The following is a 24,885-nucleotide window of genomic DNA, read 5'->3' on the forward strand; positions in this document are numbered from 1 at the left end:
GGCGTTCCGAGCGCGCGCACCTAGACTGCTCGCTCGTGCACCGGTTCGACGAGAAGACCCAGCAATTGAGCGACGCCATCGCGGCGTACGCCGACAACCGACTCAAGCTGAACCCGGTTCCGCTGGACGGGGTCGCGACCCCGCAGGAGCTTCAGGAGCTCGTGGGCCAGACGATCACCCGCGAGGGCATGGGCGGACTGCCCGCGCTGGAACTGTTCACCGAGCGGCTCGCGCCGAAGTGCCTGTCGATCGACCACCCACGCTATCTGTCGTTCATTCCTTCGGCGCCGACGCGCGAGGCAGCCATGTTCGACCTCGTCGTCGGTGCGTCCGCGCTCTACGCCGGTTCGTGGCTCGAGGGCTCGGGTGCGGTGTACGCCGAGAACCAAGCGCTGCGCTGGATTGCCGATCTCGTGGGCCTGCCCCCGACCGCCGGCGGTCAGTTCGTCCAGGGCGGCACGATCGGCAACCTCTCCGCCCTCGTCGCGGCGCGAGACACCGCCCGCGCGCTCACCGACAAGCGTCCGTACCGCGTTGCAGCCACCTTCGGCTCACACTCCTCGATCGAGACCGCGTGCAAGGTGATGGACGCCGAACTGGTCAAGGTGCCGGTCGACGACTGGCAGCTGACCGGCGAAAAGTTGCGAGAAGTGTTGGAGGAGAACGGTCCTGACACCTTCTTCGCCGTCGTCGCCACGGCCGGCACGACGAACTTCGGCATCATCGACGACATCGACTCCGTCGCGGACGTGTGCGATGAGTACGGCATCTGGCTGCACGTCGACGGTGCCTACGGCGGCGCCGGGTTGGCGGCGCCGAGCGTCCGGGAGAAGTACGACGGCATCGAACGCTGCAACTCCTTCATCGTCGACCCGCACAAGTGGTTCTTCGCGCCGTTCGACTGCTGTGCGCTGATCTACCGCGAACCCATGCTCGGACGAGCCGCGCACACCCAACACGCCTCCTACTTGGACGTGCTCACCGGCTCCACCGATTGGAACCCCTCCGACTTCTCCATCGGCCTCACTCGTCGCGCTCGCGGCCTGCCGTTCTGGTTCTCGCTCGTGGTCAACGGCACGGACGCCTACACCGAGGCCATCGAGCGCACTCTCGAGGTGGCGCGGTTCGCCAACGAGGAGATCAAGAAGCGGCCGTACGTCGAACTCGTGCGCGAGGGTTCGCTCACCGTCGTGGTGTTCCGGCGCCTCGGCTGGTCGGCCGCCGACTACCAGCGCTGGTCGGACGACCTGCTGGAGCGCGAGGAGGCGTTCGTGGTGCCGACCTCGCACGAGGGCGAGACCCTCGCCCGGTTCGCGATCGTCAACCCCCTCACCAGTGAGGACGACATCACCGCGATCCTCGACACCATGGCCTGACGGCCCGCGAATCTGCGCGGATTGTGTTGCTACCGGGCGGCGTGTACCTGCACCAGTTGGCCGTCGGGGTCGGTGATCTCGAGCATCGTGCCGAACGAGGTGTCGACCCGGACGTCGTGACCGGGGCCTGAGTCGCATCTTCTTTCGCAGGTGACGCGGTTGGTGTCGAAGAACGAAACCGCTGGGCTACTGGCGAGTCCGTGATTGAGTCGCCCTCATGAACACCAGCACAGGCGTCGTCTTCCCGGTCAGCAACACCGCCAAGATGGCGCAGGGGCAGGAGGAGCGCAGTTCGTCGGCCTTCGGTCGAGGGGTCGTCTCCGACGCGCTCGCCTCCGTGGACGAGCCGGGAGCTCTCGCTGTCCGTCGCGACACCGGGTGGCGCCGCGGCTATCCCCGACACTTCCGGCGCCTGGTCGAGGTGGGCGCGCGCGACCACCAGGCGGCGATGGCGATCGCCCGCGACGGACTGTCGGCGGTGCACGAGCGGATGTGCTGGCTTCCGGTGACCGGCGGGCACGACCGGCGCGTGGCCGAGGCCTTCGCGACTCCCAGTCCGCAGCCCGCCCTGGAGTCGGTGACGGTGCGCGGCGACGGCGATCCGGAGCGCGAATTCACCCTGCCCTACAAGGGAACTCGGCTCGCGGGGGCCAACCTGCGTCGCCGGTTGGACGACTGGGTCGAATCCGGCGTCATCGAACCGGGGGTGCGGGACGCGGTGGGTCAGGTGCTCGACCATCCGGAGTGGTTGGACGTCCGTGACCGCACGTTCGTCGTGTTGGGCGCCGGTGCCGAGATGGGTCCTTTGCGGTCGCTGCTTCGCTGGGGAGGACATGTCGTCGCGATCGACCTTGCCCGCCCGGGCATCTGGTCGCCGCTGTTCGACCTGGCCAGGTCGGGTGCGGGATCGCTCACCGCACCGGTCGGTCCGGCCGGGGTGGATGCGTCCGACCCGAGTCAGCATGCCGGTGCCGACCTGCTCCACGACACCGGCCGCATCGGCGACTACCTGATGGGCCTCGAAGGCCCGATGGTGCTCGGCAACTACGTGTACGCCGACGGTGGGGTGAACCTTCGTCTCTCGGCCGCCACGGACGCCCTTGCCGTGCATCTTTCGCAAAGGCCGGACGTCGCGCTCGCCTACCTGGCCACACCCACCGACGTCTTCGTCGCGCCGGACGATGCTGTCTCGCAAGCCAATTCAGGACTCGACTCGGCGTTCCTGAAGTCGGTGCGTCGTCCGCTGCGTGCGCTGTCGGGAGGCCGGTTGCTACAGCGGCAGTACCCGCCGATCGTCGACGGCCCCGCGATCAGCGACACGATCGTGCCGCAGCAGGGGCCGAACTACTTGCTGGCCAAGCGAATTCACCGCTGGCGCGCGACGGCCGCCGCGGCCGACGGGCAGCTGGTCTCGATGAACATCGCGCCGCCCACCCGCACCAAGAGCGTCACCAAGAACCGCGCCCTGGCTGCCGCGTACGCAGGCGCCCACCGGTTCGGCGTCGAGGTGTTCGATCCGTCCACCGCCAACACCCTCATGGCGGCGATGCTCGTCCACGATCTGCGCACCGGTGGCTACGCGGCCAAGGGCGACGTGTGGGCCGCCGAGGCGGCCGGCGCGGCCCATGGCGGGCTGTGGCGTTCGCCGTACGACCCGCGGTCCGCCCTCGGAATCGCGGCTGTACTCGGCATCGGAGGGGCCCGCTGAGGCCCTTTTTCGCCTCATTCGTCACATCCGGCACAGGCTCACCGCCACAAATGACAACCGTGTCATTAGGCTCCTAGAATCGGCGACGGCTCGGCTTGCCCCAGCGGGCGAGCCGAGCACCAGACGTCCACGAGGAAAGGTCACCGATGAGCGCGGCGGAGCAGACGAGTGCACCCCAGGGTGCAGAGCTGACCGACCGTGACCGGCGGATCCTCGAGCTCGAGCGAGACTGGTTCCGCGCCCAGGGCTCCAAGGAGGACGCGATCCGCGACCGCCTCGGCATGGGCTCGACCGCGTACTACCAGGCGCTCAACGCATTGCTCGACAACCCGGAGGCGATGAAGGCCGACCCGCTGTTGGTCAAGCGCCTGCGCCGACTGCGTTCCAGCCGGATGAAGCAGCGCAACGCGCGCCGGTTCGGTTTCGACACACCCTGAGCCTGCCCAGCCCCACAAATCGGCGTGAGTTTCTGCCCTTCGCCGGGCGTGGCGAAGGGCAGAAACTCACGCCGATTCTCGGGTGGGGTCGAAGTCAGACGCCGCCGTTGAGCAGCACGCCACCGTCGACGGTGAGGGTCTGGCCGGTCATCCAGCCGGAGTCGTCCGAGGCGAGGAAAGCAACCACGCTGCCGATGTCCTCGGGCTCGCCAAGGCGCTTGAGCGGGTAGGGCTTGGCCACCTGCTCCTCGCGTCCGGAGTAGAGCGCCTCGGCGAACTTCGTCTTCACGACGGCCGGTGCGACGGCGTTGACCCGGATGTCCGGGCCGAGCTCGATCGCGAGTTCCTCGGTGAGGTGGATGACGGCGGCCTTGCTGACGCCGTACATCGCGATGCCCGGGGCGGGTCGCAGGCCGGCGACGGACGCGACATTGACGATCGAGCCGCCGTGCTCCTGCATCCACGCCTTGTGCACCAGCTTGACCCACTCCAGCGCGGAAAGGACGTTGACCTCGAGGATCTTGCGCGACACCTCGGGCTCGACGTCGAGCAGCTTGCCGAAGACCGGGTTGATGCCGGTGTTGTTGATCAGCACGTCGATGCTGCCGTGCTTGTCGATCGCGGTGCGCACGACCTCCTCGCGGTGCGCGGGGTCGTCCGCCTTGCCGGCGACGTAGGACGCGCGCTCACCGAGTCCGGCGACGGCTTCCTTCAGGGCGTCCTCGCCACGTGCGGTGATGATGACGTTCGCGCCTTCGTCGACCAGGCGCTCGGCTATGGCCAGGCCGATGCCTCGGCTGGCTCCGGTGACGATCGCGGTCTTGCCCTCGAGACGGTTCATGGACACCTCTTCTGTTCGTTTCGGTGGTTGTGTTGTCATCTTGTCGCAATCCGTACGTCCGACGAAGGAGTGGTCCATGTCCAGCGCTCGCGGGAACCTCGACTGGCAGCCCCTGGAGGAGCACCCCGGCCTCGTGGCGCCGACGGTCGCGGACGCGAACGCGCCCGGTCTGCTGGTCGCGCCGGTCGACGCCTCGCTCTCCGACACCGCCGCGTTCTGCCAGGCGTACGACGTGACCCTCGAAGCGGCCGCGAACTGCGTTGTCGTGCAAGCGCGCCGGGGTGAGAACACCACGTACGCCGCCGTCGTCGTTCGGGGCACCGACCGCGCCGACGTGAACAAGACCGTCCGCAAGCACCTGGACGCCCGCAAGATCACCTTCGCCGACCAGGAGCACGCCGAAGCGGCCACCGGCATGAAATCCGGCGGGATCACGCCGGTCGGTCTGCCGGTGGACTGGCCGATCCTCATCGACCGGGCGGTCGCCGATGGCGGGGAGTTCGTGATCGGCGGGGGAGTGCGCACGTCGAAGCTGTTGATCACCGGCGAAGCCTTGGCAGCCCTGCCGAACCCCGAGGTTCTCGACCTGACGATCGCCGGTTGAGCCGTCCGGTTCGCGTGTCCGGGAGCCCGCCGAAAATTCCCCGGCGTCCCGTTTGCACTCGCCCCGCGCGAGTGCCAATAATGGCGTTAGCACTCTCGGCATGAGAGTGACAGAACAAGTGGCAGTACGGCGAGGGTCACATCGCGCGGACGACGTAGGTCCGCAGCCGGTGCGGCTCGTCCGTCGCGGGCGTCGTGCCGCCAACTCGATACGCAATGTGTGGGAGGAACCACCACATGGCCAAGACAATTGCCTTCGACGAGGAGGCCCGTCGCGGACTCGAGCGGGGTATGAACACCCTCGCCGACGCCGTCCGTGTCACCCTCGGCCCCAAGGGCCGCAACGTCGTCCTGGAGAAGAAGTGGGGCGCACCCACGATCACCAACGACGGCGTGTCCATCGCCAAGGAGATCGAGCTCGAGGACCCCTACGAGAAGATCGGCGCCGAGCTGGTCAAGGAGGTCGCCAAGAAGACCGACGACGTCGCGGGTGACGGCACCACCACCGCCACCGTGCTGGCCCAGGCCATGGTGCGCGAGGGTCTGCGCAACGTCGCCGCCGGCGCGAACCCGATGGCGCTCAAGCGCGGCATCGAAGCGGCTGTCGCGGCTGTGTCCGAGCAGCTGCTGTCGCACGCCAAGGAGATCGAGACCAAGGAGCAGATCGCTGCCACCGCGTCCATCTCCGCCGCGGACCCCCAGATCGGTGAGCTCATCGCCGAGGCCATGGACAAGGTCGGCAAGGAAGGCGTCATCACCGTCGAGGAGAGCAACACCTTCGGTCTGGAGCTTGAGCTCACCGAGGGTATGCGCTTCGACAAGGGCTACATCTCCGGCTACTTCGTGACCGACACCGAGCGCATGGAGACGGTGCTCGACGACCCGTACATCCTGGTCGTCAACTCCAAGATCTCCTCGATCAAGGACCTGCTGCCGCTGCTGGAGAAGGTCATGCAGTCCGGCAAGCCGCTGATGATCATCGCCGAGGACGTCGACGGCGAAGCACTGTCGACCCTGGTCGTCAACAAGATCCGCGGCACCTTCAAGTCCGTTGCCGTCAAGGCTCCGGGCTTCGGTGACCGTCGCAAGGCCATGCTCGGTGACATCGCCATCCTCACCGGTGGTCAGGTCATCTCAGAGGAGGTCGGCCTCAAGCTCGAGACCGCCGAACTCGACCTGCTCGGCCGCGCTCGCAAGGTCGTCGTCACCAAGGACGAGACGACCATCGTCGAGGGTGCCGGCGACGCCGACCAGATCGCCGGTCGCGTCAAGCAGATCCGCGCCGAGATCGAAAACAGCGACTCCGACTACGACCGCGAGAAGTTGCAGGAACGCCTGGCCAAGCTCGCCGGTGGCGTCGCCGTCATCAAGGCGGGTGCCGCGACCGAGGTCGAGCTCAAGGAGCGCAAGCACCGCATCGAGGACGCCGTCCGCAACGCGAAGGCTGCCGTCGAGGAGGGCATCGTCGCCGGTGGTGGCGTGGCGCTGATCCAGGCGTCCAAGGACGCTTTCGGTTCGCTGTCGCTCGAGGGTGACGAGGCCACCGGTGCGAACATCGTTCGCGTCGCGGCCGAGGCTCCGCTGAAGCAGATCGCCCTCAACGCCGGCCTCGAGCCGGGCGTCGTGGTCGAGAAGGTCCGCAACCTCACCCCGGGTGAGGGCCTCAACGCGGCCACCGGCGAGTACGTCGACATGGTGAAGGCCGGCATCATCGACCCGGCCAAGGTGACCCGTTCGGCGCTGCAGAACGCAGCCTCGATCGCGGCCCTGTTCCTCACCACCGAGGTCGTCATCGCCGACAAGCCCGAGAAGGCTGCCCCGGCGATGCCGGGTGGCGACGACATGGGCGGAATGGGCTTCTGACCCACGTCTGACCGACGCACGAAAGAAGGGGCGCAGCCACGAACGTGGTTGCGCCCCTTCTGTTACACATCGATTTCTGGTGCCGTCGGCGCTGCCGGACGCGATTTGGAAAGCCGGAAACGCTCCCGGATGGCACGTGCGTGTTTCGCAGGCGTGCCGTTCCCGGGCACGGCAGCCTCCGACGAAGCGGACGCCGGCGGGTCAGCGCGGCATGAACGCAGCCTTCACGTCGGACTCGGTCGTGGAGTACGCCCTGCTGGCCGTGCCGAGCGTGCGTCCGATGTCGGCGAGCGAATCCTTCATCTTGATCTGTGCGCGCTGCCACTCGCCGTGCAGCACGGCGTACTGCGTGGCCGCCGAACCCGTCCACGTGCCCTGAAGGGCCGTCAGCTTGCGGTCCATCAGGTTCATCGCCGTCTGGATCTGCCCGGCGATCGTGCCGACGTCCAATCCGTGCTGGGCCACGAGGTCGCTGTCGACCGCGTACTTGCTGGGGTGCATGGGATTCCTCCTGGCTCGGTCCACCCGACCGGTGGACGATGCGCAGGACGGTACGTCGAATCGCCCGAACGTATTCGAGTTATCCCCAACGGATCAGTTCGACGCCTTGCCGAGCGCGACCGTGACCTTCTTGCGGTCGCCGTCGCGGACGATCGTCAGCTCGACCTTGTCACCCACGATCTTGGCGCGGACGTAGCCCACGAGCGCGTTCGAGGAGACGATCGGACGTCCGTCGGCGGCAATAATCGCGTCGCCGACCTTGATCCCCGCCTTGTCCGCGGCGGAGCCGGACACCACCTCGGCGATCTTCGCGGCACTCTCGGTCGCGTCGCCGACCTTCACCGAGCCGGTACTGGCCTTCACACCGAGTTGGGCATGCTGGACCGCGCCCTTGCTGATCAGCTGCTGGGTGATGGAGTCGACGACGGAGACCGGGATCGCGAAGCCGATGCCGATGTTGCCCGACTGCGAACCGGCCGAGGAACTGCCGAGCGTCGCGATCGAGGAGTTGATGCCGATCAGCTGACCGCTCGCATTCACCAGTGCGCCACCGGAATTGCCCGGGTTGATCGCGGCACTGGTCTGGATCGCGTTGGTGGTGCTCTCGCTCTCACCGTCGCTGCCGCCTGCCGTGACGGGCCGGTTGAGCGCGCTGACGATTCCGGTCGTGACCGTGCTGGACAGCCCGAGCGGGTTGCCGATCGCCATGACCGGCTGGCCGACGGCGAGCGTCGCGTCGTCACCGAGAGAGATGGGCTTGAGGTTCGACGGCGGCTTGCTCAGCTTGATGACGGCGAGGTCGGTGCTCGGGTCCTTGCCGACGACCTTCGCCTCGTAGGTCAGGTTGTCGGTGAAGGTGACGGTGATCTTGGGATCGCTGCCGCCGCCTGCGGACACGACGTGGTTGTTGGTGACGATGTGGCCCTTCGTGTCGAGCACGACCCCCGAGCCCTCACCGCCGCTACCGCCGCCCTCGACCGTGATCGACACGACGCTGTCGGTGACCTTGGTGGCGGTTGACGACCAGTTCACTCCGCTCGCGTCCTTGTAGTCGGCGGGGTTGGCCTGCACGACCTTCGTCGTGGTGCTGGACGTGCCGGCGACGTCGTCGTCGGTCAACGCGTAGGTCGTGCCGCTGGCCAGGCCGGCAGCCAGCACGGCCGCGATCGGGACCGCGAGCCACGGAGCGCCACGGCGGCGGCGCGGTGCGGTCGCGGTCGATGCCTGCTGGTGCCCGTACGCGGGCATGCCGGGACCGCCGGCGGGGTTTGCCCAGGGGGAGCCGAAGGTGCCGGACGCCTGGGGTGCGGGCTGCTGGTGCGGGGAGTTGCCGTACGGACGGTGCTGACCCGGCATCTGGAAGGAACGGGTGTCACCGGCGGGAGGGCGGACATCCTGCCGGTCCACGTGAGGCAGCGGGCCGGTGATGTCGTCGTCCTGCTGCGCGGGTCGGGGTGCGTTGCGTCCTGCGTCGGACGGGTGCTTGTCGTGCGACATGGTCGCTCCTTGCTCGTTCGGTGCTCGTTCGGTTGTTCGTCTTCGTGCAGTCAACCGGCTGCTCTTGAGCGGTTGCTGGCCCGAGCCTGTGTGGAGTCTGTGCGTCCTGCCAGGCCCGGGGCCCGAGTCTGTCAGGCGCGTCGACGGTTGAACGCCCTACCGGCCACGCCGATTCCGGCAGGCCACATTGCACTGTCACCACGGATCGCCACGGGATCGCCACGGGATCGCCACGGGATCGCCACGGGATCGCCACGGGATCGCCACGGGATCGACGTGCGGCGAATCATTAGCTAAACTATTGAACTGAGCTAACTACCTTGCCTGGAGGCGAAACCCACCGAATGACCCCGGACGAACGTCGGGCGATGTCCGACGAACTGCGCATGACCTGCATGAAGATCAGTCGACGCACCCGCTTCGAGAACGTCGAAAGCGTTGCGCCGCACCAGTTCTCGGTGCTCTGCAAACTGATGGACGCCCCGCTGCCGATCGGCGGTCTGGCTGAAGCCGAATGCGTGAGCCGACCCTCGATGACCCGCACGGTCGACGGTCTTGTCGAGGGCGGATACGTGGTCCGTGTCGCCGATGGCGGCGACAAGCGCCGTACGTGGGTGTACATCACCGATGCCGGGCGTGAGTCGGTGCTGCAGACCAAGCGGTCGCGCGACGTCTGGATGAACGAACGCATCGCCCAGCTCAGCGACGACGAGTGCGAACTGCTGGCGCAGGCCACTGCGATCCTCGCGCGGGTGGTCGCTCGATGAGCCCCACCTTCGCATCGCTCTCGATCTACAACTACCGCGTCTACGCCCTGGGTGCGATCGTCTCCAATGTCGGCACCTGGATGGGACGCGTCGCACAGGACTGGCTCGTCCTCACCGAACTCACCGATCACGACTCCACCGCGCTCGGCATCGTCACCGGCCTGCAGTTCGCACCCGTCGTGTTGCTCGCGCCGCTGGCCGGTTCGTTCGCCGACCGGTTCGACAAGCGCAAGCTGTTGGCGCTGTCGCAGACCTCCCTGGCGATCACTGCCGCGCTGCTCGCGGTGCTTGTGCTCACCGATGTCGCCCAGTTGTGGCACGTCTACGTGTTGGCCGGCCTGCAGGGAGTCGCGACCGCGCTGGACAACCCCACGCGTCAGGCGTTCGTCTCCGAGATGGTCCCGCCGGACAAACTCTCCAATGCCGTCGGACTCAACAGTGCCTCGTTCAACGGGGCCCGTCTCGTCGGTCCCGCGATCGCCGGTCTGCTGATCGCCGCGGTCGGCACCGGATTCACTCTGGTGATCAATGCCTTCAGCTTCATTGCCGTCCTCGGGGCGCTCGCGATGATGCACGGCGCCGAACTCACCCGGCCACCGCGCGGCAAGGGGCGCGGGGGAGTGCGCGAGGGCCTCGCCTACGTCAGGCAACGCAGCGACATCAAGCTGCTGCTGTTCGTGGTCTTCATGCTCGGCACCTTCGGCATGAACTTCCAGATCACCATCGCGCTGATGTCGACGTCGATCTTCGGTCGCGGCGCGAGCGAGTACGGACTGCTCAGTTCGGTCATGGCGATCGGGTCGTTGGCCGCGGCGCTCATGTCGGCGAGGCGTCCGAAGCCGCGGTTGCGGGTGCTGTTCACCGCGTTGATCGGTTTCACCGTCTTCTCCGCGGCGGCCGGTCTGGCACCCACGTTCTGGTTCTTCGGGCTGATGCTCATCCCGACCGGCCTGTGCGCGCTGACAGTCGTCACCACCGCCAATGCCGCTGTGCAGCTGTCCGTCTCACCGCAGATGCGCGGACGTGTGATGGCGCTCTACATGGCGATCTTCCTCGGCGGTACACCGCTGGGCGCACCGATGATCGGCTGGATCGGGGACGCCTGGGGACCGCGTTGGACCATCCTGGTCGGCAGCCTGGCGGTCGGCCTTGCCGCCGTTGCTGCCATCCTCTACGTCATGCGCACCGACCGGCTCACCGTCACTCTCGAGCGCCACCCCTGGCACCTGAACGTGGTCTCGGCCCGTCAGGCCGCCGCCGGGATCCACCCCGAGCAGGTGCGATGACCCCGCACAGTCGCCGCCTGCTGGTGGTCGGCGTCCTGCTCGGGATGCTGATCGTCGCAGGCATCGCCGCGCTCACCGGCTGACGTCAGTCCTGCGTCACCTGCTGAGCCCGCAGCGCGCGCTCGGCGTGGTCGATCTGCTCCAGGACGATGCGGCGCAGCGCCGCGGGTGAACCCGGGTTGTCGTCGTACCAACTCCTGATCGCTCCCAGTGCGGCGCGACCCTCGTCGTCCGCGTCCACGTCCGGGAACAGGCCGATCACCAAGCGCTGCGCCATCGACTGCACACGGTCTCCCCACACGGAGTCGAGCAACTCGACGTACGGCTGCGCGTACTTCGTCCCCGGATCACTGATTCCCCAACCGGTGAGCAGCGCTCGCTGCGCGTCGTTCGTGAGTTCGTCCTCGACCAGGCGTCGCCAGGTCTCGTCCTGGGCCTGCGGCGCAGCGGCCAGGGCGGTCAGCGAACTGGTGCGACCGATGAGCGTGTTGTCCTGCTCGAGCAAGTGCTGCACCTCGGCCTCGTCCCAGGCGCCCTGCCGGACGAGCGACGCGGCGAGTTTCCAGCGCAGTTCGTCGGTCAGCGTCAGACCGTCCGGCACCTTCCCGTCGGCGAGCGCGGCCGCATCGCCGGCTAGCGTGTCGGTCTGCGACGCGAATTCCGCGAGCAGATCGGCCCAGGTGCGCTGCAGATCCGACTCGGGTTCGGCGCCGGCGAGAGCCACGCGTGCCACACCGCCCAACGCGTCCCACGCTGCTGTCCGGGTGCCGGCCGGCAGGAAATGGCCGACCGCGGTCTGCACCTGACCGGCGACGATGCGCAGGATCATCGCGTTGGACTCGGCGGGGGCCTGCGTGCAGAAGGTGTCGACGAAGCGGGACGCGGGGATGCGGGCGTCACGAGTGAGGTTCCACAATGCGGTCCAGACGGCGCCGCGGTCGAGATCGTCGGTGATGGACGACAGGTGCGTGCTCGCAACGTGCTGCGACTGCTCGTCGAGGCGGCCGATGCCGTAGGTCAGGTCGCCGGCGTTGACCAGTACCAGGTCGGCTCGGTTGCCGACGGCTTCGGGCACCTCCACCGATTCGCCCGTCAACGTGACCGGGGCGAGGAAGGTGCGCTCCAGCCCGGCCTCGCCCAGCGCGTATCCGGCGACCTGCAGTTGGTGCGGTCGGACGACCTCATCGCCGGTGATCCGGTCGGTGCACCGTTGCCGGACGACGAGTTCGGTCACGGCGCCGCCGTGACCGCGCGACGTGTCGGCGGTGAGTTCGGACGGGGACGTGGTGCGCAGCCAGGCGTCCGCCCAGCGCCACAGGTCGTGCTCGGTGTGCGGTTGCAGGGCGGTCAGCAGATCGTTGAAGGTCGCCGAACCGAATGCGTGCGCGGCGAAGTAGTCACGTGCGCCGGCGAAGAAGGACTCCGGTCCGATGATCGCCTGCAGTTGGCGCAGGACGGCTGCGCCCTTGGAGTAGGTGATGCCGTCGAAGTTCTGGGCCGCGGCCTCGAGATCCTCGATCCGGGCGATGACCGGGTGGGTGCTGGGCAACTGGTCGTAGGTGTACGCCCAGAGCTTGCGTCCGCTGGCGAACTGTAACCACGCCTGGTCGAACCGGGTCGCCTCCTGAGTGACCTGGTAGCCCATCAGGTCGGCGAACGATTCCTTCAGCCACAGGTCGTCCCACCACTTCGGGGTGACCAGGTCGCCGAACCACATGTGCGCCATCTCGTGCAGGATCACTGCGGCACGGGAGGTGCGCTGCATGGTGGTGGCGCCGCCACGGAAGAGATAGTCCTCGGTGAAGGTCACCAGGCCGGGGTTCTCCATCGCGCCGATGTTGTACTCCGGCACGAACACTTGGTCGTACTTACACCCCACGAAGTTCTCCGCTCGTCCCTCGCTGCGATCCTTCGCGGGGGCCGCGTAAGAAGAACCGCCCCAGGGGTAAGGGAATCCGTACGCGCGGTCGTAGAAGTCGAGCCCCGCCTTGGTGGTGTAGAAGATCTCGTCGGACTCCAGGTGCTCCAGCATTCCCCGCCGGCACATCGCGGTGAGTTCGATCGTCTGCGAACTGCCGTCGGCGCGCTCGACGCTCCAGGTGTCCTGGACCACGGCGTACGGCCCCGCGATGAGGGCCACGATGTAGCTCGACAGCGGCGGAGTCGGCGCGAACGTGTGGGTCGTGCACTCGCCCGCGGGCTCGGACGACACCTCCGGCTGGTTCGAACGCACCAGCCACTGCGACGGCGCGGTCACCACGAAGGTGAACTCGCCCTTGAGGTCGGGCTGCTCGAAGCAGGCGAACATGCGGCGCGCATCGGTCGGCTCGCAGTGGGTGTAGAGGTAGGTGTTGCAGTCCTCGGGATCGGTGAACCGGTGCAGCCCCTCACCGGTGCGACTGTACTTGCAGAGGGCGTCGACGACGACTGTGTTTTCGCCGATCTCCAAGTCGTGCAGGAGGATTCGCGCGCCGTCGTAGTCCTCCAGGTACACCTGACGACCGTTGACCGTGACCGAATCGATGACGTCGGTGACCAGGTCGATCCAGGTTGAGGTGCCGGTGGAGTCGAACACCACGGTCGAACGCGAGCGGTAGGTCTGCGCGTCCGTCGCAGCCTCGGAGAGGTCGAGTTCGACGCGGTAGGTGCGCACCTTCAGCTGGTCGCCCCGTGCGTCACATTCTTGGCGGGTGAGATTCAGATCACTGGTCACGGAACCCGAGTCAAACATGTTGCGGCGCCGGCTACGCCATCAGGCCGAGTGAACGACTCAGCCCAGCACGAAGTCGATGCACCTGGTCAGCGCGGAGACGTCGTCGGGTTCGACGGCGGGGTACATGCCGATGCGCAACTGGTTGCGGCCGAGCTTTCGGTACGGCTCGGTGTCGACGATCCCGTTGCCGCGCAACGTCTTCGCGAGTGCCGCCGCGTCGACGGACTCGTCGAAGTCGATCGTGCCGACGACCTGGGAACGGTGCTTCGGATCGGTGATGAACGGCGACGCGTACGAGGACGCGTCCGCCCAGGAGTACAAACGCGAACTGCTGTCGAAAGTACGGCTCGCACATCCCGCGAGCCCACCGTGCTCGAGCATCCAGGCCAACTGCTCGTCGAGCATGATCAACGTCGCCAGGGCCGGAGTGTTGAGCGTCTGGTGTTTGCGCGAGTTCTCGATCGCGAGTTGCAGGTTGAGGGAGTCGGGGATCCACCGGTCGCCCCGCGCGGTGATCTCGGCGGCGCGTTCGAGAGCAGCCGGCGACATCAGCGCGAGCCAGAGTCCACCGTCCGAGGCGAAGGACTTCTGCGGAGCGAAGTAGTAGACATCGCAGGCGGATGCGTCGAGTTCGAGGCCGCCCGCGGCCGAGGTGCCGTCGACGACGGTCAGTGCGTCGGCGTCCACCCGCTCGACCTCGATCATCGCGCCGGTCGACGTCTCGTTGTGCGCGGTCGCGTACAGGTCGACGCCGTCGACCGGGGACAGGTCGGCCACGCCGCCGGGCTCCACCGAACGCACGTCGGGGTCGGCGAGGAACGGAGCCTTCGTGGTGACGGTCGCGAACTTCGAGCTGAACTCACCGAACACCGCGTGCTGCGACCGCTCGCGTACCAGGCTGCAGGCGGCGACGTCCCAGAAGGTGGTCGAGCCACCCAACCCGAGCACGACCTCGTACCCGTCGGGGAGGTCGTAGAGCGAGGCGAGACGTTCCTGGACGCGGGCCACGAGCCCCAGCACCGGCGCCTGGCGGTGGCTGGTGCCCATCACCGAGCGTGCCTGTGCGGCAAGTGAAACGAGCTGCTCTGGGCGTACCTTGCTGGGCCCGCTGCCGAAGCGCCCGTCGGTGGGCAGGAGTTCGCTGGGGATCTTCACCACATCGGTCACGCTGCACAGTCTGGCAGCGCGTAGCTTTGGGCCATGGAACCGATCGCCCGATGGGACTACGCCGGCGAAGGCCTCGACGAACAACAGATTCCCGCTGCGCCGTGGGAGTTGGTCCGCGGCTGGGTCGAGCAGGCCCGCGCCCGAAGCCAGCAGGAATCCGACCTTCGCGAGCCCGACCAGATCTCGATCGCCACCGTCGACGCTGACGGCGGGCCGAGCGTCCGCACCGTGCTGATGCGCTACCTCGAGCCTGCCGGGCCCGGCTTCTACACCAATCTCGACTCGCGCAAAGCCGTTGCCCTGCAGGAGAATCCGAAGATCGCCGGCACGGTGACGTGGGCACCTATGTTCCGTGCCATCCGCTTCGAGGGCACCGCACGACTGCTCGACCGCGACACCGTCCGCACGTACTTCGAGTCCCGTCCATGGGGTAGTCGGATCGGTGCGTGGGCGTCGGCGCAGTCCCAGCCGATCCATGACCGCACGGTGCTGGAGGATCGCGTCCGCGAACTCGAACTCAAGTTCCCCGACACCGGTCACGCCGACGACGTCCCGCTACCCGACAACTGGGGCGGGTACCTCATCGACTGTCACGCTGTGGAGTTCTGGGCCGGACGCTCCTCGCGGCTGCACGACCGATTGGTCTACCTGCGCGAGGGTGACGGCGATCTCGCGGACGACTGCTGGCGCGTCGAGCGTCGCCAGCCCTGAACCGGCCCCAAGGCCGACAGGAGAAAAACCCGTTGATCGAGGGCGATCACCGACCTACGCTCGGAGGTACACGAGAAAGGAGGTGGTCCGACTCATGATTTCTTATCGGACGCGTGAGGTGGTTGCGCGCTAGCGCACCCTTCGGTCCGCCGTAGTGGCAGACCGTGGACGTGCGGGAGCGAATCCATCGCCGCCGCCGCAGCCCGTGGGAGCGTGCATCGTCCAGCACGCACCGGCCATCAGGCCGGAACCCATGGGCTGTTCCATGCCCGCGTGACGATCAGCCGGCAGCCGGGACAGGCTTCGAAGATTCGTGGGCCTTCGCTGGGGCCGGCTTCTCGCGATGCGGCACCAACAACGCGCACATGGCCTGCGGATGACCTGTGCCGGACATGGAAGCGGCCGGCACGCCAAGGGGTGCGCACCGGCCGCGATGTCCAACGAGGGACATCCAAGACAGAAGAACCAAGGGGTAGTTCTTCGTCCGACGACATTTCTACCCCATCTGGGGTCGGTTTCAAATAAAGATGACGAAACCTTTCGCCGAGCGGTCCGGTCGGGCCATGGCGCCCGGTCAGTTTCGGGACCAACGGCCCCTGCGTCGGTGGTAGGTGGCAGGCTGGGCACCGTGAGTGACCTGATCGATACCACCGAGATGTACCTGCGCACGATCTTCGACCTCGAGGAAGAAGGCATCGTGCCGCTGCGGGCCCGTATCGCCGAGCGTCTCGGGCACTCCGGTCCCACCGTCTCCCAGACGGTCGCCCGCATGGAGCGGGACGGTCTGCTCACGCTCGCCGGTGACCGGCACCTCGAACTCACGCCGCAGGGGCGGCTGCTCGCGACCCGCGTCATGCGCAAGCACCGCATCGCCGAGCGACTGTTGGTCGACGTCCTCGGGATGGAACTCGAGTACGTCCACGACGAGGCGTGCCGGTGGGAGCACGTGATGAGCGACCGCGTCGAACTGAAGATTCTGGAGCTGCTTCAGGAGAAGGAGCTCTCGCCGTTCGGCAACCCGATCCCGGGGCTGGAGGAGCTCGGGCAGACGGCTACCGCGACCAAGTTCCGCGACGGCGTCGTGCCGCTCACCTCGGCCGTCACCGACACCGAGGCCGACCACGTCGTGCGTCGCATCGGCGAACCGGCACAGGCCGACCACGACACCCTCGCCGTGTTGACCACCGGGGGAGTCGTTCCGGGCGCTCGCGTCAGTTCACGCCGCGACGGCGACCGCGTCCTGGTGCAGGCGGTCGGCGCGGAGGCGATCTCGCTGCCGCTCGACGTGGCCAGTCACGTTTTCGTCGACGCCTGACGAACGGCCGCGACCCGTGGCTCGGATCACGAAGGGGAGGCTGACCTGCGCCCAGGTTCCTAGGCCTGCACAATGGTCCGAGTGACTGCACCTCACTCCGGCGCCGCCGCCGGTAAGAAGGCCGGCTTCGGTCTCGTCGTCTCGGCCCTCGGTGTCGCCTTCGGCGACATCGGCACCAGCCCGCTGTATGCGATGCAAACGGTGTTCAACATCGACCACGGCGACGTGAAGGCAACGATCCCGCACGTCCTGGGCATCATCTCGCTGATCTTCTGGTCGATCACCGGCATCGTCAGCGTGAAATACATCGTGTTCATCCTGCGCGCCGACAACGACGGTGAGGGCGGCATCATGGCGCTCTCGCACCTGACCCGGCGCAGCGTGAAGCCGGGCGGCAGGAGATTCCGGACGATCGTCGTCCTGGGCGTGATCGGGGCGGCGCTCTTCTACGGCGACAGCATCATCACGCCGGCGATCTCGGTGCTGTCCTCGGTCGAGGGCCTGGAGGTCGCGGCACCGGAGGTCCACGACTGGATCCTTCCGCTGGCCTTGGTGATCATCGTCTTCCTCTTCGCCGTCCAGCGTTTCGGATCGGAGAAGATCGGACGCGCGTTCGGCCCGGTGATGGTCATCTGGTTCCTCACGCTCGCCCTGCTCGGGATCCCGCACATCGCCGCCCAGCCGAGCGTCCTGAAGGGTCTGTCCCCGACGTACGCGCTCGACTTCCTGGTCGGCGAACCCTTCGTCGCGTTTGTCGCGATGGGCGCCGTCGTGCTGGCCGTGACCGGAGCGGAATCGCTCTACGCCGACATGGGGCATTTCGGGCGTCCGCCCTTGTCGCGCGCGTGGTTCTTCATGGTGATGCCGTGCCTGCTGATCAACTACCTCGGTCAGGCCGCCATGATCATCGAGGACCCGACGAAGATCGACAGCCCGTTCTTCCATCTCGCGCCGACCTGGGCCACCCTGCCGCTGGTCGCGCTCGCGACCCTGGCAACCGTGATCGCATCCCAGGCGGTCATCTCCGGTGCCTATTCGATGTCACGTCAGGCCGAACGCCTCGGTTACCTGCCGCGCCTGACCGTGCGGCAGACGTCCGAGCACGAGGGCGGTCAGATCTACGTCCCCGCCATCAACTGGATGTTGTTCGGTGGCGTGATCGTGCTCATGCTGATGTTCCGGTCGTCCGAGCGCCTCGCTGCCGCCTACGGCGTCGCGGTGACGAGCATGTTCATCATCACCACCCTGATGTTCCTGATGCTGGCTCGCGCTCGGTGGAAGTGGCCGACGTGGCGAATCGCCTTGGTGCTCATACTTTTCGCCCCGCTGGAGATCATCTTCGTCTCTGCGAACCTCTCCAAGGTGACGCACGGTGGCTGGCTGCCGCTGCTCGTCGCAGCCTGTGTGGCGACCGTGATGTTCACGTGGCGCCGAGGGCAGACCATCATCACCGAACGGCGCGCCAAGCTTGAGGGCCCGCTGCTGCCGTTCCTGGACGACCTGCACGCCGATCCATTGATGCGGGTGCCCGGCACCGCAGTCTTCATGCACCCCAGCAAGGAGACCGCACCGTTGGCGCTGCGTGAGAACGCGAGCTTCAACCACGTGATCCACGAGAACGTCCTCATCGTCACGACCGTCTCGGCCAACATCCCGCACGTGCCCCTCGACGAACGGGTGACGATCGACGACCTCGGCGACCCGTTCGACCACATCACCCACCTCACGGTGCGCTTCGGCTTCATGGACGACCAGGACGTGCCGGCCGCGTTGGAGACCGCTCGTGACATGGGCGTCGACTTCGACGCCGACGAGGTCTACTACTTCCTGTCCCGGATCAGCGTGCAGATGTCGCAGGACAGTTCGATGCCCAAGTGGCGCAAGCGTATCGTCATCGGCCTCGCACACAATGCGGCCACTCCGGTGCAGTACTTCCGGCTACCCGAGGAGCGCACGGTGATCATGGGTGCGAACGTCGCGCTCTGAGCCGCTCTGAGCCGCTCTGAGCCGCTCTGAGCCGCTCTGAGCCGCCCGGAGACGGCTCGGCGCTGCCCGGATCAGCGCGTGGGCATCGGGTAGGACTTGTGGCTCACGATCCGCTTGCTGCTGAACGCACCGGCCGGCTGGTCGGGTGAGGTGTCGAACCGACCGGTCATGTCGACGATGAAGTCGCAGGAGGCGTACCGGTTGTACACCGAGTAACGCAGCCGGGTGTTGTCGTCGTTGCGCGGTGTCACGACCACAGTCCCGTTGGCGCGCTCGCGGTTCGGCGCGACGTTCGTAGTGCTGCTGTCCGTGGGTGCCGTGCCGGACCACATCGTCAGGTGCGTGCCGGTGGTGGCTCTCGTGCCGGTGAGGTTGCCGACGAAGGCCTGGGTACGAGTGTTCACCAGGTGGCCGGGGACCAGCAGGTTCGTTGTGCTGTTGGTGCCGCGCGCAGCCTTGGTCGTGCCGAGGCCGAACCGGGAGTCGACCAGGCGCGTCGGGGTCACCGGCACGAAGACGGAGCCCACGCCGTCCGCAGCGGTCGTGTAGAAGCCGGCGATGTCGACGACGACATCGACGGACCCCGCGCCGATCGCGGTGATGCCGAAGGAGTAGCGGGAGTTGCCCAGTGCGTCGACGCCTCGGTAGGTGACCGGCACGTTCGTGGTGTTGGGCGAGACTTCGTTGCGGGCGTACTGCAGGGTGGACGTCGCCGGGCGGGTACCCGTGCCGCTCCACGTCGTCAGATATCCGCTGGAGGTCGACCCGGCGACCGCCGTGATGTTGGCGACGACCGCCTTGAGTCGCGACCCGGCGCTGTCGTAGAAGCCGAACTCCTCCACGCGGGTACTGCCGGAGCTCAACGCTCCCTTGTTGTAGCGGGTGTCGTCGAGACGGTAGGGATCCTGCGGGCTCAGCAGCGTCCCACCGGTCTGCGTGGAGCCCGTCCCGGCGTACCAGCCCACGACATCGACCAGCAGATCGGCGCCGCCTGCACCGGCGCGCACGATGATCGTGCCGTCAGCACCTACGGGCACGGTCGCGGTGACGGACCCGGTCCACCCGGCGCGGAAGTTGAGTGTCGACGTCGCAGGCAGCGAGGTGCCGGACGGGAATGCGGTGAACCACCCTCTCGAACGTGCCTTCACAGCAGTCAGGTTGACCACGATCGCGCGGACTCCGGTCGCGGGAATACCCGCGACGCCCGCTGCACGAACGGTCACCGATTCACCCGTGTCGACCGAACCGATCGGAGCACCCTGTCCGATGCGCGTGTCGACGAGCCGAGTCGGGGCGGCCGGCAGGTAGTTGCCTGCAGCAGTGCGCGTCACGGCGGTCGGCAGCGCAACGGAAGCCGAAGCGGGGCCGGCGTGGACGGCGCCGAGGCCGGACACGAGCAGGGTGGTGGTCGCGGCCATGGCGCGCTTCATCGGGATGCCTTCCGGGCGAGGGAGTCTCGCCGTCAGAGTACCCAGCCCGAACCCCTCAGCCGCGCATGCTGAGCCACGGCCGGTGCATGTGCAACCGCCGTCCGGTCACCTCGTTCGGGTCGATCGCGACGACATTGAACTTCGGGGTGTTGATCCAGGGACGCAGGCGGACCCGTTCTGCGACGTATGCGGAGTCTGCCTCCAAGACGTGTGCGCGCCCGCGCACGATCACGCTGATGGCTTCGTCCCCCAGAAGTTGGTCGACCTCGAACGCCACGTCGTCGTTCATCGTGATGCCGAACAGCTTGCTTCCCTCCGCGGTGCGGAAGATCAACCGGTTGTCGTCGTCGACCGCGTAGTTGACGGGAACGATGTGCACTTCACCGAGCAGGTGGTAGGCCAGGCGCCCGAGTTCCCGGCTGCGCAGGAACTCGTAGCACTCGAGATCGCTGAGTTCGGTCGGTCGGAACGTGTCGTCGGTCATCGTGGTTCGCCTCTCTCGCTGATTACTACTCATGGTAGTACTAGTCGCGGGCGATGGCACGGGGTAAGTTTCCGACGTGCTGAAGCAAACGCAGGTCGGGCGTCGTCGAGTTCTCCTCGGGGCGATGGGTGTGGCCGCGGCCCCCATGCTGAGCTTGGCGATCGCGCCGCCCGCGAGCGCTGTCACGAAGACGCGCTTGGATTCGACGATCGGTTCCTATGTACGCGCTCACGGGGGGACGGTCGGAATCTCGTTGTGGGACAACCGGACCGGGGTGCACTACACCTACAACTCGTTCTCCAACGAGACGCTCAGCACGGTCAAGATCCTCATCCTGTGCACGGTTCTGCGGGTGTCCCGCGAGCAGGGGCGTCCGTTGACCTCCTCCCAGCGCACCCTCATCGGACGGATGATGGGCTCGAGCGACAATGCCGCGACCGACACCTTGCTGGCGCAGGTGGGCGTCTCGAACGTCCAGCGGGTGACCCGGCTCCTCGGTCTGACGTACACGACGATCCGGGGTGGCGGCGCTGCCGGCAGTTCCACCTGGTGGGGCTATTCGACGACCGTGCCGTGGGACTTCCTGAAGCTGGAGACCTACCTGGTCAACGGGACGCCGGTGCTCACCCCTGCCGAGCGCACCTACGTCCGCTCCTGGATGTCGAACGTGACCTCCAGTCAGATCTGGGGCGTGGTCAACCCCTCCTTCGCCTCCATGGTGAACGCCGAGGTCAAGAACGGCTGGGGGCCGCGGACGGGGGGCTACCGGCTCAACTCGGTCGGCCGGATCAAGGGGTACGGCCGCGACTATCAGATGGCGATGTTGTCGCGCTCGCCGAACGGGTTCTACTACGGGCGCGACACGCTCAACGGGGTCAGCTCGATCGTCTTCCGCGAACTGGCCACGCCGCTGACCTGATCGCCCGTAGTTCCGATGCACTCGTGCTCGCGCCCTAGGAGCACAATGGATCTCGGGACGTGTTGCACCGTCCCGAGTGTGAAGAGGTGAGCAGTCATGGGGTCCCTCGAGAAGTTCGAGGCGTCGGTGGCCGATCGGGTCGCCCGACCGCCGGGCGCGTTCTGGCTCGCCACCGAGATTCCGCGCGTCGCCCTCGGTGTGCACCTGATGGCGTCGGCGGTGCCGCTGCTTGCCACCACGGCCTCCGGAGACGGCCACCCGGTCCTCGTCCTGCCCGGGTTGGGCGCGAACGACCTGTCCACACTCGCCTTGCGCAACTTCCTGCGGTTGCGCGGCTGGCGCCCGTACGGCTGGCACCTGGGCCGTAATGTCGGTCCCACGGCCGCCGTTCGTGCCGAGCTTCCGGTCGCGATCCAGCGCATCGCTCGCCGCAACCGCGCCAAGGTCTCGGTGATCGGGTGGAGCCTGGGCGGTATCTACGCTCGCGAACTGGCTCACCAGCACCCCGAGTGCATCCGTCAGGTCATCACGCTCGCTTCGCCCTACCGGCTGCAGCACCCGCGCCAATCCCGCGCCGAATCCATGTTCACCCGGTTCGCTCATCTGCACGCACAGGATGCCGAGCAACCCACCGCGACCGGTCGAAGCGCGTACCCGCTGTCGGTGCCCTCCACGTCGTTCTATTCCAAGGAGGACGGCATCGTGGCGTGGCAGCACTGTCTCGAGCCTGCGACCGAACACTCCGAGAGCGTTCGCGTGCGCTCGAGTCACCTGTCGATCGGCTTCGATCCGCACATGTTCTACGCGATCGCCGACCGTCTCGCCCAACCGGAGGACGACTGGCGTCCGTTCGTGCCGCCGGGTGCCCTGCGTTGCTTCTTCCCCGAGTCCGAAAACCCACACGGAGATGCCGATGTCGCCTGAGAGCCCGTTCACCGCACCGCTGGCCGAGCGTGGAGCCGAGTACCGCACGGTCGATCTCGACGGTGAGGTTCACTACCTCGACTTCGGTGGCGACGGCACGCCGTTCGTGCTGGTCCACGGACTCGGCGGACATTCGTTGAACTACATGCTGATCGGACCTCTGCTGCGCGACGCGGGGTACCACGTCTACGCGCCGGATCTCGGCGGATTCGGTCTGACCCGTGCCGCGGATCGCTCGCCGACCGTGCGCAGCAACGCCAAATTGGTGCGGCAGTTCATCGAGACTGTCGTCGGTGCGCCCGCCCTGGTCGCCGGCAACTCGATGGGTGGGCTCATCTGCGCGATGGTCGCGTCCGCGCACCCCGACCTGGTGCGCGGCGTGGTGCTGCTCAACCCGGCGATGCCCGCCCCGCGCCGTCATCCCGGACGCCAGATCTCCTCTCTGCGAACGCTTTTCACTCCGGCCGCCGTCGGTATGTACAGCCGCGCACGTAAGCGTCCGATCACGCCGGAGGCGGAGGTCGACAATGCGATGCGGATCTGTTTCGCCGACTACGGCTCGCGGGACAACGACATGTTCGACGTGCATGTCGACATGGCCAAGGCTCGCCGCCAGTTCCCGGACGCGATGCAGGCACTCGGTATCGCCGCCCGGTCGATGTTCCAGGAAACCATCTCGCACGGTGCCGTGCTCGGCCGTTACCGGGCGATCAGGGTGCCCGTCCTGCTGATCCACGGCGTGCAGGACCGGTTGGTGCCGGTCGAGGCGGCGCGGTGGGCCAAGCGGGCCAACCCTCGCTGGATGTACGAGGAGTGGGAGGCCACCGGTCACGTGCCGATGATCGAGCACCCCGATCGCACCGCGAAAACCATTGTCGGATGGGTGGATTCGCATATCCGACCCGCCGCATGAAGCAACTCTCCGCCCTCGACGCGGCGTTCCTCGGGCTCGAGAACTCCACCATGACGGGCAACATCAGCAGCATCATGTTGCTGGATCCGTCCGGTCTCGACGATGAGTTCGACCTGGCACACATCACCCAGTTCGTCGCCGAGCGCCTCGACCGGGTCATCTTCTTCCGCAAGCGCCTGGCCGAGGTGCCGTTCGGCCTCGACCGGTCCTACTGGGTCGACGACGACCACTTCGACCTGAGTTACCACGTGCGAGAGAGTGCGCTGCCGCGTCCGGGCACGGTCGAGCAACTCATGGAGTTGGCGACGCGCATCCACGAGCGACCGCTCGACACCAGCCGTCCACTGTGGGAGTTGTACCTGGTGACCGGACTTGCCGATGGGCGCGTCGCGTTGATCACCAAAACGCACCACGTGGTGATCGACGGGGTGTCCGGCATGGAGGTGCTCAGTGCGCTCGTCGACCTGGAGCCACTACAGCTGACCGGGAAACCGTTCAAGTTCGTTCCGGAGCCGGCGCCGTCCTCGGTGGGTCTGCTGGCCCGCTCGGCGATCGGGATGTTGCAGCGTCCGGGCGATGCATGGACGGTCGTGACCGGCCTGGCGAAGTGGACCCCGGCGATGCTCTCGCTCAGCGCACTCAAGCCGCGTAATCCGTTGCGGCAAAAGGACGCCGATCCGGAGATCGTCACCGACTCCCTGCCGGTCCGACCACCGGTCACCACCTTCAACGGACGTATTTCGCGCCGTCGGCGGCTCGGCGTGATCGACCTGCCGTTGCACGACATCAAGACGGTCAAGAACGCGTTCGGCACGTCTGTGAACGACGTGGTGATGGCGGTGATGGCGGGCGCCGTCCGGCGATGGTTGCTGCAGGACGGGGGAGTCACCGGGACGCCGCTCGTGGCGATGGTGCCGGTGGCGGTCCGCTCGGCGGATCGGTCCGAGCAGGGCAACTTCGTCACCGCGATGCTGGCCACGCTGCCCACTCACCTCGAGGACCCGAAGGACCGCCTGCGGCGCAGTTCGAAGTTCACGAAGTCGGCACGCAAGAAGGGTGGAGCGGTGCCACCGACGGTGCTGACGTCGGCGATGCAGTTCGCGCCGCCGGTGATCTTCGGCCGTGCTGCTCGCGCGATGTGGGAGACCGGCATCTTCCGCACCATCAGGCCGTTCAACCTCATCATCTCCAACGTGCCCGGTGGCAGCCGGCAGGCATACGTCGCGGGCGCGGAACTGCAGGCGATGTACCCGCTGTCGGTGTTGGCCGACGGGATCGGGCTCAACATCACCCTGCTGGGCTACCGCGATCTGCTGCATGTGGGCATCACCACCGATCCGGAACTGGTGCCTGACCCGCAGCAGATCTGCGAGTGGGCGGTCGAGGAACTGGCGCTGTTGGTGCAGGAGGCCGAACGGCCCGCCTCACAGACTGATTGACCGGT

21 protein-coding genes are annotated in these 24,885 nt (G+C 67.1%); 14 read left to right on the forward strand and 7 right to left on the reverse strand.

Annotated elements, in window-relative coordinates; genetic code table 11:
- The first annotated feature begins 35 nt into the window (after nucleotides 1-35).
- The 3 genes from FB459_RS04550 to FB459_RS04560 all read left to right on the forward strand — a co-directional run bounded on the left by FB459_RS04550 (nucleotide 36) and on the right by FB459_RS04560 (nucleotide 3,521).
- Nucleotides 36-1,376, forward strand: coding sequence for a pyridoxal phosphate-dependent decarboxylase family protein (locus tag FB459_RS04550; RefSeq protein WP_141927605.1), 1,341 nt, complete (start codon nucleotides 36-38; stop codon nucleotides 1,374-1,376).
- Nucleotides 1,377-1,593: 217 nt separating this feature from the next.
- A complete protein-coding gene (locus tag FB459_RS04555) occupies nucleotides 1,594-3,084 on the forward strand; it encodes a hypothetical protein (protein WP_246092313.1) in 1,491 nt (496 codons plus the stop codon).
- 146 nt (nucleotides 3,085-3,230) lie between these two features.
- Nucleotides 3,231-3,521 (forward strand): DUF3263 domain-containing protein, encoded by a 291-nt coding sequence (locus FB459_RS04560; RefSeq protein WP_141927606.1) that lies wholly within the window; start codon nucleotides 3,231-3,233, stop codon nucleotides 3,519-3,521.
- 94 nt (nucleotides 3,522-3,615) lie between these two features.
- On the opposite strand, the gene FB459_RS04565 is transcribed toward FB459_RS04560, so the two are convergent.
- Nucleotides 3,616-4,362 carry an SDR family oxidoreductase gene (locus FB459_RS04565; RefSeq protein WP_141927607.1) on the reverse strand — a complete coding sequence of 249 codons (747 nt, stop codon included), beginning with the start codon at nucleotides 4,360-4,362 and terminating at the stop codon, nucleotides 3,616-3,618.
- Between the two features lie 76 nt (nucleotides 4,363-4,438).
- Here FB459_RS04565 and FB459_RS04570 point away from each other — a divergent pair, with 76 nt between their 5' ends.
- Together FB459_RS04570 and groL are read left to right on the forward strand one after the other, a co-directional pair.
- Nucleotides 4,439-4,966 (forward strand): YbaK/EbsC family protein, encoded by a 528-nt coding sequence (locus FB459_RS04570; protein WP_141927608.1) that lies wholly within the window; start codon nucleotides 4,439-4,441, stop codon nucleotides 4,964-4,966.
- Nucleotides 4,967-5,202: 236 nt separating this feature from the next.
- Nucleotides 5,203-6,828 carry a chaperonin GroEL gene (gene groL / locus FB459_RS04575; protein WP_141927609.1) on the forward strand — a complete coding sequence of 542 codons (1,626 nt, stop codon included), beginning with the start codon at nucleotides 5,203-5,205 and terminating at the stop codon, nucleotides 6,826-6,828.
- A gap of 201 nt (nucleotides 6,829-7,029) precedes the next feature.
- Here groL and FB459_RS04580 read toward each other — a convergent pair whose 3' ends face one another.
- Nucleotides 7,030-7,329 (reverse strand): WXG100 family type VII secretion target, encoded by a 300-nt coding sequence (locus tag FB459_RS04580; RefSeq protein WP_129625286.1) that lies wholly within the window; start codon nucleotides 7,327-7,329, stop codon nucleotides 7,030-7,032.
- A gap of 93 nt (nucleotides 7,330-7,422) precedes the next feature.
- A complete protein-coding gene (locus FB459_RS04585) occupies nucleotides 7,423-8,826 on the reverse strand; it encodes a S1C family serine protease (RefSeq protein WP_246092315.1) in 1,404 nt (467 codons plus the stop codon).
- 368 nt (nucleotides 8,827-9,194) lie between these two features.
- Between FB459_RS04585 and FB459_RS04590 the strand changes: the two genes are divergently transcribed.
- On the forward strand, nucleotides 9,195-9,593 hold the full coding sequence (locus tag FB459_RS04590) for a MarR family winged helix-turn-helix transcriptional regulator (protein ID WP_211345131.1): 399 nt from the start codon (nucleotides 9,195-9,197) through the stop codon (nucleotides 9,591-9,593).
- Nucleotides 9,590-10,879 (forward strand): MFS transporter, encoded by a 1,290-nt coding sequence (locus tag FB459_RS04595; protein WP_129625287.1) that lies wholly within the window; start codon nucleotides 9,590-9,592, stop codon nucleotides 10,877-10,879. Before FB459_RS04590 ends, FB459_RS04595 begins: the two co-directional genes overlap by 4 nt.
- Nucleotides 10,880-10,964: 85 nt before the next feature.
- Here the strand turns inward: FB459_RS04595 and FB459_RS04600 are convergent, their stop codons facing one another.
- Together FB459_RS04600 and serC are read right to left on the reverse strand one after the other, a co-directional pair.
- Nucleotides 10,965-13,592: a M1 family aminopeptidase gene (locus FB459_RS04600; protein WP_170221701.1), complete on the reverse strand. Its 2,628-nt coding sequence runs from the start codon at nucleotides 13,590-13,592 to the stop codon at nucleotides 10,965-10,967.
- 57 nt (nucleotides 13,593-13,649) lie between these two features.
- Nucleotides 13,650-14,759, reverse strand: a complete 1,110-nt coding sequence (gene serC / locus FB459_RS04605) for a phosphoserine transaminase (RefSeq protein ID WP_141927611.1) — start codon at nucleotides 14,757-14,759, stop codon at nucleotides 13,650-13,652.
- Nucleotides 14,760-14,792: 33 nt separating this feature from the next.
- On the opposite strand from serC, the gene pdxH reads away from it, so the two are divergent.
- From pdxH to FB459_RS04620, 3 genes are all read left to right on the forward strand, one after another.
- Complete coding sequence (gene pdxH / locus FB459_RS04610; protein ID WP_141927612.1) at nucleotides 14,793-15,470, forward strand: pyridoxamine 5'-phosphate oxidase; 678 nt, start codon at nucleotides 14,793-14,795, stop codon at nucleotides 15,468-15,470.
- A 628-nt stretch (nucleotides 15,471-16,098) separates the two neighbouring features.
- On the forward strand, nucleotides 16,099-16,785 hold the full coding sequence (locus tag FB459_RS04615; protein ID WP_141927613.1) for an iron-dependent transcriptional repressor DtxR: 687 nt from the start codon (nucleotides 16,099-16,101) through the stop codon (nucleotides 16,783-16,785).
- A 72-nt stretch (nucleotides 16,786-16,857) separates the two neighbouring features.
- Nucleotides 16,858-18,771, forward strand: coding sequence for a potassium transporter Kup (locus tag FB459_RS04620; protein ID WP_141927614.1), 1,914 nt, complete (start codon nucleotides 16,858-16,860; stop codon nucleotides 18,769-18,771).
- Nucleotides 18,772-18,842: 71 nt separating this feature from the next.
- Here FB459_RS04620 and FB459_RS04625 read toward each other — a convergent pair whose 3' ends face one another.
- Both FB459_RS04625 and FB459_RS04630 read right to left on the reverse strand, forming a co-directional pair.
- On the reverse strand, nucleotides 18,843-20,201 hold the full coding sequence (locus FB459_RS04625) for a hypothetical protein (protein ID WP_141927615.1): 1,359 nt from the start codon (nucleotides 20,199-20,201) through the stop codon (nucleotides 18,843-18,845).
- Between the two features lie 55 nt (nucleotides 20,202-20,256).
- A complete protein-coding gene (locus tag FB459_RS04630; RefSeq protein ID WP_141927616.1) occupies nucleotides 20,257-20,685 on the reverse strand; it encodes a pyridoxamine 5'-phosphate oxidase family protein in 429 nt (142 codons plus the stop codon).
- A 76-nt stretch (nucleotides 20,686-20,761) separates the two neighbouring features.
- Between FB459_RS04630 and FB459_RS04635 the strand changes: the two genes are divergently transcribed.
- The 4 genes from FB459_RS04635 (at nucleotide 20,762) to FB459_RS04645 (ending at nucleotide 24,880) form a co-directional block, all read left to right on the forward strand.
- Nucleotides 20,762-21,604, forward strand: coding sequence for a serine hydrolase (locus tag FB459_RS04635; protein ID WP_141927617.1), 843 nt, complete (start codon nucleotides 20,762-20,764; stop codon nucleotides 21,602-21,604).
- 96 nt (nucleotides 21,605-21,700) lie between these two features.
- Nucleotides 21,701-22,528 (forward strand): esterase/lipase family protein, encoded by an 828-nt coding sequence (locus FB459_RS17160; protein ID WP_170221703.1) that lies wholly within the window; start codon nucleotides 21,701-21,703, stop codon nucleotides 22,526-22,528.
- Nucleotides 22,518-23,441 (forward strand): alpha/beta fold hydrolase, encoded by a 924-nt coding sequence (locus FB459_RS04640; protein WP_170221705.1) that lies wholly within the window; start codon nucleotides 22,518-22,520, stop codon nucleotides 23,439-23,441. The genes FB459_RS17160 and FB459_RS04640 overlap by 11 nt, the downstream gene beginning before the upstream one ends.
- Nucleotides 23,408-24,880, forward strand: a complete 1,473-nt coding sequence (locus tag FB459_RS04645; protein ID WP_141927619.1) for a WS/DGAT/MGAT family O-acyltransferase — start codon at nucleotides 23,408-23,410, stop codon at nucleotides 24,878-24,880. The genes FB459_RS04640 and FB459_RS04645 overlap by 34 nt, the downstream gene beginning before the upstream one ends.
- Nucleotides 24,881-24,885: the final 5 nt, after the last annotated feature.

Origin of the sequence: Yimella lutea (assembly GCF_006715095.1) — a bacterium.
In the GTDB taxonomy this organism is placed as follows: domain Bacteria; phylum Actinomycetota; class Actinomycetes; order Actinomycetales; family Dermatophilaceae; genus Yimella; species Yimella lutea.

What these genes read in the sequence shown, in the direction of transcription:
- FB459_RS04555 (WP_246092313.1), top strand. Translation starts at nt 1,594, where the DNA reads ATGAACACCAGCACAGGCGTCGTCTTCCCGGTCAGCAACACCGCCAAG.
- FB459_RS04560 (WP_141927606.1), top strand. Translation starts at nt 3,231, where the DNA reads ATGAGCGCGGCGGAGCAGACGAGTGCACCCCAGGGTGCAGAGCTGACC.
- FB459_RS04565 (WP_141927607.1), bottom strand. Translation starts at nt 4,362, where the DNA reads ATGAACCGTCTCGAGGGCAAGACCGCGATCGTCACCGGAGCCAGCCGA.
- FB459_RS04570 (WP_141927608.1), top strand. Translation starts at nt 4,439, where the DNA reads ATGTCCAGCGCTCGCGGGAACCTCGACTGGCAGCCCCTGGAGGAGCAC.
- groL (WP_141927609.1), top strand. Translation starts at nt 5,203, where the DNA reads ATGGCCAAGACAATTGCCTTCGACGAGGAGGCCCGTCGCGGACTCGAG.
- FB459_RS04580 (WP_129625286.1), bottom strand. Translation starts at nt 7,329, where the DNA reads ATGCACCCCAGCAAGTACGCGGTCGACAGCGACCTCGTGGCCCAGCAC.
- FB459_RS04585 (WP_246092315.1), bottom strand. Translation starts at nt 8,826, where the DNA reads ATGTCGCACGACAAGCACCCGTCCGACGCAGGACGCAACGCACCCCGA.
- FB459_RS04590 (WP_211345131.1), top strand. Translation starts at nt 9,195, where the DNA reads ATGTCCGACGAACTGCGCATGACCTGCATGAAGATCAGTCGACGCACC.
- FB459_RS04595 (WP_129625287.1), top strand. Translation starts at nt 9,590, where the DNA reads ATGAGCCCCACCTTCGCATCGCTCTCGATCTACAACTACCGCGTCTAC.
- pdxH (WP_141927612.1), top strand. Translation starts at nt 14,793, where the DNA reads ATGGAACCGATCGCCCGATGGGACTACGCCGGCGAAGGCCTCGACGAA.
- FB459_RS04620 (WP_141927614.1), top strand. Translation starts at nt 16,858, where the DNA reads ATGGTCCGAGTGACTGCACCTCACTCCGGCGCCGCCGCCGGTAAGAAG.
- FB459_RS04625 (WP_141927615.1), bottom strand. Translation starts at nt 20,201, where the DNA reads ATGAAGCGCGCCATGGCCGCGACCACCACCCTGCTCGTGTCCGGCCTC.
- FB459_RS04630 (WP_141927616.1), bottom strand. Translation starts at nt 20,685, where the DNA reads ATGACCGACGACACGTTCCGACCGACCGAACTCAGCGATCTCGAGTGC.
- FB459_RS17160 (WP_170221703.1), top strand. Translation starts at nt 21,701, where the DNA reads ATGGGGTCCCTCGAGAAGTTCGAGGCGTCGGTGGCCGATCGGGTCGCC.
- FB459_RS04640 (WP_170221705.1), top strand. Translation starts at nt 22,518, where the DNA reads ATGTCGCCTGAGAGCCCGTTCACCGCACCGCTGGCCGAGCGTGGAGCC.
- FB459_RS04645 (WP_141927619.1), top strand. Translation starts at nt 23,408, where the DNA reads ATGGGTGGATTCGCATATCCGACCCGCCGCATGAAGCAACTCTCCGCC.